This window comes from Syntrophomonas wolfei subsp. methylbutyratica (assembly GCF_001570625.1).
In the GTDB taxonomy this organism is placed as follows: Bacteria; Bacillota; Syntrophomonadia; order Syntrophomonadales; family Syntrophomonadaceae; genus Syntrophomonas; species Syntrophomonas methylbutyratica.
The window spans coordinates 1-1004 of sequence record NZ_BBQT01000057.1; the positions used below are offsets into that span (position 1 = coordinate 1).

The 1004-nt window shown below is 42.5% G+C and carries 1 protein-coding gene; it reads right to left on the reverse strand.

Going from position 1 to position 1004, the window contains the following annotated elements:
* Nucleotides 1-110: 110 nt before the first annotated feature.
* A partial coding sequence (locus AWB54_RS14985) for an IS110 family RNA-guided transposase (protein ID WP_061215394.1) occupies nt 111-1004 on the reverse strand: 894 nt, incomplete at its 5' end.

Below are 1004 nucleotides of genomic sequence, written 5' to 3' on the forward strand. Positions count from 1 at the left end.
ATGTCTATCCTGAAAACTATATAACATTGAAGGTTAAAAAAGCCAAAGAAATACTAGACTCAAGCAAATGATTGAGCGTGAAAAAAGCTCTTTGAAAATTAAATTGTTGCCTAAGCTGTACTTATCCCGATTTGCTGATCAATGGTAACGGTATACCCAAAAGCTTCAAGCCGTTTTACGGATTTTTTTACGATCTCGTTTTTTCGTCGTTGCTCAAAAAAGTCCGGCCCGAGTTCCTGATAGAGGACGTCTGCTTTGAGCATTTGATACACAATTGTAAGGATAGTATGAGCTACCGCTACAGTAGCACGGTTTTTACCTCTCCTTGCTGCAATTCTGGAGTATTGGGCGCTAAAATAAGTGTTTTTTAGATGGCCGGCCACCTTGGCACATTCTATTAATGTAGCTTTCAGAATATCGCTTCCCTTGCGGGTTTTCCCGCTTTTACGTTTTCCCGCACTCTCATTGTTGCCGGGGCATATTCCAGCCCATGAAGCAAGATGAGCAGCAGAGGGGAATTGGTTCATATTAGTACCAATTTCAGCGATAATAACCTGAGCACTGCGTTCTCCAATTCCGGGAATAGAATCAATAAGGGTGATTTGTTCACTGACCGGCTCCATTTTCTCGTGAATTTCCTTATCCAGTAGTAAAATATGGCTTTCAAGAAAATCAATATGTTTTAACATTGAATCCAGCATGAGCCGTTGATGTTCGCCCATGAAACCATGTAGAGCTTCTTCAAGCTGAGGGATTTTCTTACGCATTTGCCTTCGTGCCTTATTGGCCATAGCTTTTGCATCGTTACATCCAGCGGCAAGCATTGTAAGCATATCACGAGAAGACTTACCATCGATCTCACTTACCACAGAAGATAATTTGATATTGGCTCCCTCAAGAACTTTTTGAATACGATTCAATTCCCTGGCACGCTCCTGCACCATGCTTCGGCGATAGCGTACGAGCTCTTTGAGCTCACGCTGTTCCCGCTTGGGAATAAAGCT